Annotated in this window: 6 protein-coding genes; 1 reads left to right on the forward strand and 5 read right to left on the reverse strand. The window is 68.4% G+C overall.

Going from position 1 to position 5,649, the window contains the following annotated elements:
• Nucleotides 1–104: 104 nt before the first annotated feature.
• From sufC to NON22_RS19410, 5 genes are all read right to left on the reverse strand, one after another.
• Nucleotides 105–872 (reverse strand): Fe-S cluster assembly ATPase SufC, encoded by a 768-nt coding sequence (sufC, locus tag NON22_RS19390; protein WP_257388618.1) that lies wholly within the window; start codon nt 870–872, stop codon nt 105–107.
• Between the two features lie 40 nt (nt 873–912).
• Nucleotides 913–1,587, reverse strand: coding sequence for a copper resistance protein NlpE (locus tag NON22_RS19395; protein ID WP_257388619.1), 675 nt, complete (start codon nt 1,585–1,587; stop codon nt 913–915).
• An 86-nt stretch (nt 1,588–1,673) separates the two neighbouring features.
• Nucleotides 1,674–3,113: a Fe-S cluster assembly protein SufB gene (gene sufB / locus NON22_RS19400; protein ID WP_257388620.1), complete on the reverse strand. Its 1,440-nt coding sequence runs from the start codon at nt 3,111–3,113 to the stop codon at nt 1,674–1,676.
• 18 nt (nt 3,114–3,131) lie between these two features.
• A complete protein-coding gene (locus tag NON22_RS19405) occupies nt 3,132–3,581 on the reverse strand; it encodes an SUF system Fe-S cluster assembly regulator (RefSeq protein ID WP_257388624.1) in 450 nt (149 codons plus the stop codon).
• Between the two features lie 167 nt (nt 3,582–3,748).
• Nucleotides 3,749–5,104: a Vgb family protein gene (locus NON22_RS19410; RefSeq protein ID WP_257388621.1), complete on the reverse strand. Its 1,356-nt coding sequence runs from the start codon at nt 5,102–5,104 to the stop codon at nt 3,749–3,751.
• A gap of 100 nt (nt 5,105–5,204) precedes the next feature.
• On the opposite strand from NON22_RS19410, the gene NON22_RS19415 reads away from it, so the two are divergent.
• Nucleotides 5,205–5,649: winged helix-turn-helix domain-containing protein (locus NON22_RS19415; RefSeq protein WP_257388622.1), on the forward strand; the 445-nt coding region annotated here is incomplete at its 3' end.

The raw sequence follows: 5,649 nt of genomic DNA on the forward strand, positions 1-5,649 counted from the left end.
GGCGGCCAGGCTCGCGCGGCGCGCGTCGCCGAGCCGGCCGGCCTGCACGGCCGCCGGCGGCAGCTGCGCATAGGCCTGTTCGAGGCTTTGCAGCAGCGGCGCGCTCATACGGCGGAATGCTCCGGCAGGCGGCGCTGCTCGATCCAGGCGTAGCCGTGCTCTTCGAGCTTGTGTGCGAGCGTCTTGTCGCCGCTCTCGACGATGCGGCCCTCGGCCAGCACGTGCACCTGGTCGGGCACGATGTAGTCGAGCAGGCGCTGGTAATGCGTGATCACGATGAACGCGCGATCGGCGCTGCGCATGTGGTTGACGCCTTCGGCGACCATCTTCAGCGCGTCGATATCGAGACCCGAGTCGGTCTCGTCGAGGATCGCCAGGCGCGGCTCCAGCAGCGCCATCTGGAAGATCTCGTTGCGCTTCTTCTCGCCGCCGGAAAACCCCGCATTGACGGCGCGATGCAGCAGCTCGTCGGAGATGTGCAGCACGCGCAGCTTCTCCCGCACGAGCCTGAGGAACTGCATCGAGTCCAGCTCGGGCTCGCCGCGATACTTGCGCTGCGCGTTCAGCGCGGCCTTGAGGAAATAGGTGTTGTTGACGCCCGGAATCTCGACCGGGTACTGGAACGCGAGGAACAGGCCTTCGGCGGCGCGTTCTTCCGGCTCCAGCTGCAGCAGATCCTTGTCGCCGAAGTCGACCGTGCCGGCGGTGATCTCGTAGCCTTCGCGGCCCGCGAGCACGTTGCCGAGGGTCGACTTGCCGGCGCCGTTGGGTCCCATGATCGCGTGCACTTCGCCGGGCTTCACCGTGAGGTTCAATCCCTTGAGGATTTCCTTGCCGGCGACGCGGACGTGGAGGTTTTCGATTTTCAGCATGGTCTGTAGGTAGTCGGAACGTGATTGATCGGATACGGCCTCAGTTCTGCCGCTTGAGCATACCGCCGCCGAAATAGATCCGGCGCGGCGCCGGCCCGGCGCTGCCGTCGTCGTACGGAAAACTCGAGAAGCGCTTCTCGGCGCCGCCCGACGGGATCAGCGTCAGCGCGTTTTCGTCGATGCGGTAGCGGCCCTGCTCCTCGGCGCTCGAGCCGAAGCTGCCGGCCTCTGTGCCGGTCCGCACGCTGCCGACCGACGACAGCGCGTAGCTGCCGTCGCCGCGCAAGGTCAGCGTCGCAGCGGACATGACCGCACCGCCGCCGACGCTCGCCCCGCCGGTGTAGACGCCGTCGATGCGCGCGCCGCTCGCGAACGGCTCGACCGGGCAGAACGAGCCCCCGTCCCAGCCGAAGCAGCCCCCGTCTTCACGCTCGTATTCGCTGCTGAGCGGCCGGCGATCGAACGTCATCACGAGCTTGCCGCCGTCGAGCCGGTACGTGCCGACGTCCTGCGGGCGCTGCGTGCGCTCGCGCTCGATCTCATCGACAGCGGCAATCGGGTTGCGCACGACGGCGCCGTCGGCGAAGCGGTACGCCTCCAGCGTCAGCGTACCGACCGAATACCGCGTCATCAGATAGAGACCGTGGGGCCCGTCGGCGCGCGCGCCGCAGGCGGTCAGGGTCAACAGCAGCAATGTCAGAACGACGATACGCATGGCAGTAGTTCCTGCAGGCTCGGCGACGATTTCGCCAGGAACTCCACGCACGGAAACGCGCACCGGAAGCTCATGGCCGCGCACGCTCAGCCGACCGCGCCTTCCAGCGACACTTCGAGCAGCTTCTTGGCTTCCACGGCGAACTCCATCGGCAGCTCCTTGAACACCTGCTTGCAGAAGCCGTCGACGATCATCGACACCGCATCCTCTTCGCCGAGGCCGCGCGAGCGGCAGTAGAACAGCTGGTCGTCGGAGATCTTGGACGTCGTCGCCTCGTGCTCGACGATCGCGCTCGGGTGCTTGACCTCGATGTACGGGAACGTGTGCGCGCCGCATTTCTTGCCGATCAGCAGCGAGTCGCACTGGGTGTAGTTGCGCGCGCCCTCGGCGCTCTTCTCGACCTTGACGAGGCCGCGATAGCTGTTCTGGCCGCGGCCGGCGCTGATGCCCTTGCTGATGATCTTGGACTTGGTGTTGCGCCCGATGTGGATCATCTTCGTGCCGGTGTCGGCCTGCTGCGCGTGGTGCGTCAGCGCGACCGAGTAGAACTCGCCGGTCGAATCGTCGCCGCGCAGCACGCAGCTCGGGTATTTCCAGGTGATCGCCGAGCCGGTCTCGACCTGGGTCCAGGAGATCTTGGAGCGCGCGCCGCGGCAGTCGCCGCGCTTGGTCACGAAGTTGTAGATGCCGCCGATGCCGTTCTCGTCGCCGGGATACCAGTTCTGCACGGTCGAATACTTGATCTGCGCGTCGTCGAGCGCGACGAGCTCGACGACGGCCGCGTGCAGCTGGTTCTCGTCGCGCTGCGGCGCCGTGCAGCCTTCGAGATAGCTGACGTAGCTGCCTTCCTCCGCGACGATCAGCGTGCGCTCGAACTGGCCCGTGTTCATCGCGTTGATGCGGAAATACGTGCTGAGCTCCATCGGGCAGCGCACGCCCTTGGGAATGAACACGAAGGAACCGTCGGAGAACACGGCGCTGTTCAGCGCGGCGAAGTAGTTGTCGCCGACCGGCACGACCGAGCCGAGGTATTTCTGCACGAGTTCCGCATGCTCGCTGATCGCTTCGGACATGGAGCAGAAGATCACGCCGGCCTCGGCGAGCTCCTTGCGGAAGGTCGTGCCGACCGAGACCGAGTCGAACACCGCGTCGACGGCGACGCCGGCGAGCTTCGCCCGCTCGTGCAGCGGCACGCCGAGCTTGTCGTAGGTTTCGAGCAGCTTGGGATCGACCTCGTCGAGCGATCCGGGCCGCGCCTTCGGCGCCGCGTAGTAGCTGATCGCCTGGAAGTCGATAGGACCGATACTGAGCTTCGCCCATTCCGGCACCGGCATCGTCAGCCAGTGGCGGTAGGCCTTGAGGCGCCAGTCGGTCATCCACTGCGGCTCGTGCTTCTTGGCCGAGAGCTGACGGATCACGTCCTCGGACAGGCCGGGCGGCAGGTATTCGGTTTCGATGTCCGTCACGAAACCGGCTTCGTAGCGCCGGTTCAGCGCGTTCTCGATGTCGTTGCGTTCGGTGGCCATGGGCTGCCTAGAGATCGTTCATGCCAGGGCGACGCGCAGCGGCGTCGGAACGGGCCGCTTCGGCCCCGGCGGTTTCATCATGTCGGCCAATGTCACGCTGGCCAGGGCTTCGGCGATCGCTTGATTGATGCGCTGCCAGTTGCCGCGCACGCCGCAGTGGTGTTCGTGGTCGCAGAGCCCGCTGGTCACGCTGCATTCGGTCATGCCGATCGGCCCTTCCATCGCGACGACGATCTCGGCGACCGAGATCGCGGCAGGTTCACGCGCGAGGCGGTAGCCGCCGTTGACGCCGCGAAAGGACTCGACGAGGCCGGAATGCACGAGCTGTTTTAGCAGCTTGGAGACGGTGGGGATTTCGAGCCGCGCGCGCTCGGCGAGTACCTGGGCGCTGAGCACCTCGCTGCCGGCTTCGGCGAGCACGGTCATGACGACGGTCGCGTAATCGGTGAGTTTGCTGACGCGTAGCATGGCCGCGGTCCGAAAGTGGACCGAAATGGTACGGTTTTCGGCCGCCGCCGGCAATGCCGGCCATCCGGGGCGGCGAGCCCGGCCATTCCGACGCAAAAGAGGCGCCCGGCCGAGGGTCGGGCGCCAAGGGCCCGGACGACGTCCGGACCACGTCGCGAAGAGCGCGGCTATTGCGCCGGGCGGTAAGTGAACCAGGTCAGGAACACGAGGCCGCTGCCGTCGGTATCGAGCATGAAGCCCTCGCCGTCGCGCGCCGGGCCGCCGTACCAGGCGCCTTGCAGCCAGTTCGTGTTCGGTGCGCCGCCGATGCCGGTACGCCGGCAGTCGGTCACGGCCGGCGTGATCAGCATGCGCTCGATGCGGTAGCCGCCGTCGCCGAAGCGCGCGCTGTCCTCGCCGTGCGAACTCCAGGTCAGCTCGGCCTCGGTGCAGCTCAGGAAGTTCAGGCGCAGGCTGCCCCAGCGCGGCTTGCGCACCTGGGCCGGATCGAACGCCGCGCCGAAGGCGGCGCCGAGCGCGGTGTTTGCCTCGAGCTCGACCTGGCTGCCCTGCAGCCGGCCCAGCGCGGTCAGCCAGTACTGCGAGCCGATGCGCGCCGGGTCCGGCGTCTCGGCCGCGCCGCGCGGCCTGGGGATGACCGCGATGTAGGTCGGTCCCGACAGGCCGCCGGAACCGACCGGGATCAGCAGCGACTTTTCCTCGCCGGTCGCGGCGTCGACCTTGAGCACGCCCACGCCGCGCGCGCCGTTGCCGGCGACGAGCAGGGAACCGTCCGGATGCCAGGCCAGTCCGGTGGGCGTGGCAATGGATGTCGTCAGCACCTTATCCAGGCCGCCGCCCGGGAAGCGGTAGCGCAGGATCTGGTTGGAGCGCTCGCCGCTGACATAAAGCAGGTCGCCGGCCGGGTTCAGCAGCAGGCCGCGCGTCGCGCGCAGGCCGTTGTCGCGCGGCGCGACGAACTGCGCATAGCTGCGGCCGACCGGATCGAAGCGCACGACGTTGCTGCTGTCGTAGCCCGGGATGTACAGGCTGCCGTCGGGCGCGCTCATCAGGCCGTTGTCGGGCCCGCGCAGCAGGGTGGTGCCGGCCAGCGGCAGGTTCTCGGCCGCGCCGCTGGCCAGGTCGAAGCGGCGCAGAGCGCCGGTCGCGTAGCTGCCGACGTAGGCGCCGCCGCCGCTGAACGCGACGCCGGTCATGCCCCAGCCCGGATCGACGCGTGCGAAGGTGTCGACGAAGGCCAGGGTGTCGGCGTCGTAGCGCAGCAGGGTGCTCGCTTCCTCGCTGACGACCCAGAGCCGGCCGTCGGGGCCGAGCTTGACCGCCTGGGCCCCATGGATGCGTCCGTCCTCGTCGAGATTGCGCACGAACGCACCCGTACAGGCATCATAGACGTGCACGTTGCTGTAGTAGCCGCTGACGAGGACACGGACCTCGTCGCAGGACGCCGCCTGGACGGCGTGCAGGGAGAAACACAGTGAAAGCAGGACCGAACCACCGAACCATCCACTCAGCACGCGGCGCATGCGCGGCCTCCAGCCGGGAAAAGGAGGACGCAGGCTCGGCCGCCGCGGCACGCACCGTCCTGCGCCAACCGTTCGCGATCCGTGCGCAAGTTCCCGGCGCTTGCGCATCAACCACTTGCGCATGACGGCCGGCGCATCCTCCGCCGCCGGCCCGGCCTCGTCCGCGCGCTTTCGCCTCGGCGGCTGGCTGGTCGACGCGACCAATCACGAACTGATCGCCGCGAGCGGGCGCGTGCGCCTGCAGCCGCGTCAGATGCAGCTGCTGCTGCGCCTCGCGCGCGAACCGGACACCCTGCTCCGCCGCGAGCAGTTGCTCGGCGACGTCTGGGAAGGCCGCTACGTCAATGACGAAGCGCTGTCGCGCGCGATCGCCGAGCTGCGCCAGCTGCTCGACGACGACCCGCGCGCACCACGCTACATCGAGACCGTGCCGCGGCTGGGCTATCGCCTGATCGCACGGCCCGAACCGGAAGAAGCCCCCGTGCCAGCACAGTCCGCCGCGGCCGGCGCAGCGGTTCCGCAGGGGGCGGCGCCGGCCGCGGCCG

It is taken from the genome of Tahibacter caeni (assembly GCF_024609805.1).
In the GTDB taxonomy this organism is placed as follows: Bacteria; Pseudomonadota; Gammaproteobacteria; order Xanthomonadales; family Rhodanobacteraceae; genus Tahibacter; species Tahibacter caeni.

What these genes read in the sequence shown, in the direction of transcription:
- sufC (WP_257388618.1), bottom strand. Translation starts at nt 872, where the DNA reads ATGCTGAAAATCGAAAACCTCCACGTCCGCGTCGCCGGCAAGGAAATC.
- NON22_RS19395 (WP_257388619.1), bottom strand. Translation starts at nt 1,587, where the DNA reads ATGCGTATCGTCGTTCTGACATTGCTGCTGTTGACCCTGACCGCCTGC.
- sufB (WP_257388620.1), bottom strand. Translation starts at nt 3,113, where the DNA reads ATGGCCACCGAACGCAACGACATCGAGAACGCGCTGAACCGGCGCTAC.
- NON22_RS19405 (WP_257388624.1), bottom strand. Translation starts at nt 3,581, where the DNA reads ATGCTACGCGTCAGCAAACTCACCGATTACGCGACCGTCGTCATGACC.
- NON22_RS19410 (WP_257388621.1), bottom strand. Translation starts at nt 5,104, where the DNA reads ATGCGCCGCGTGCTGAGTGGATGGTTCGGTGGTTCGGTCCTGCTTTCA.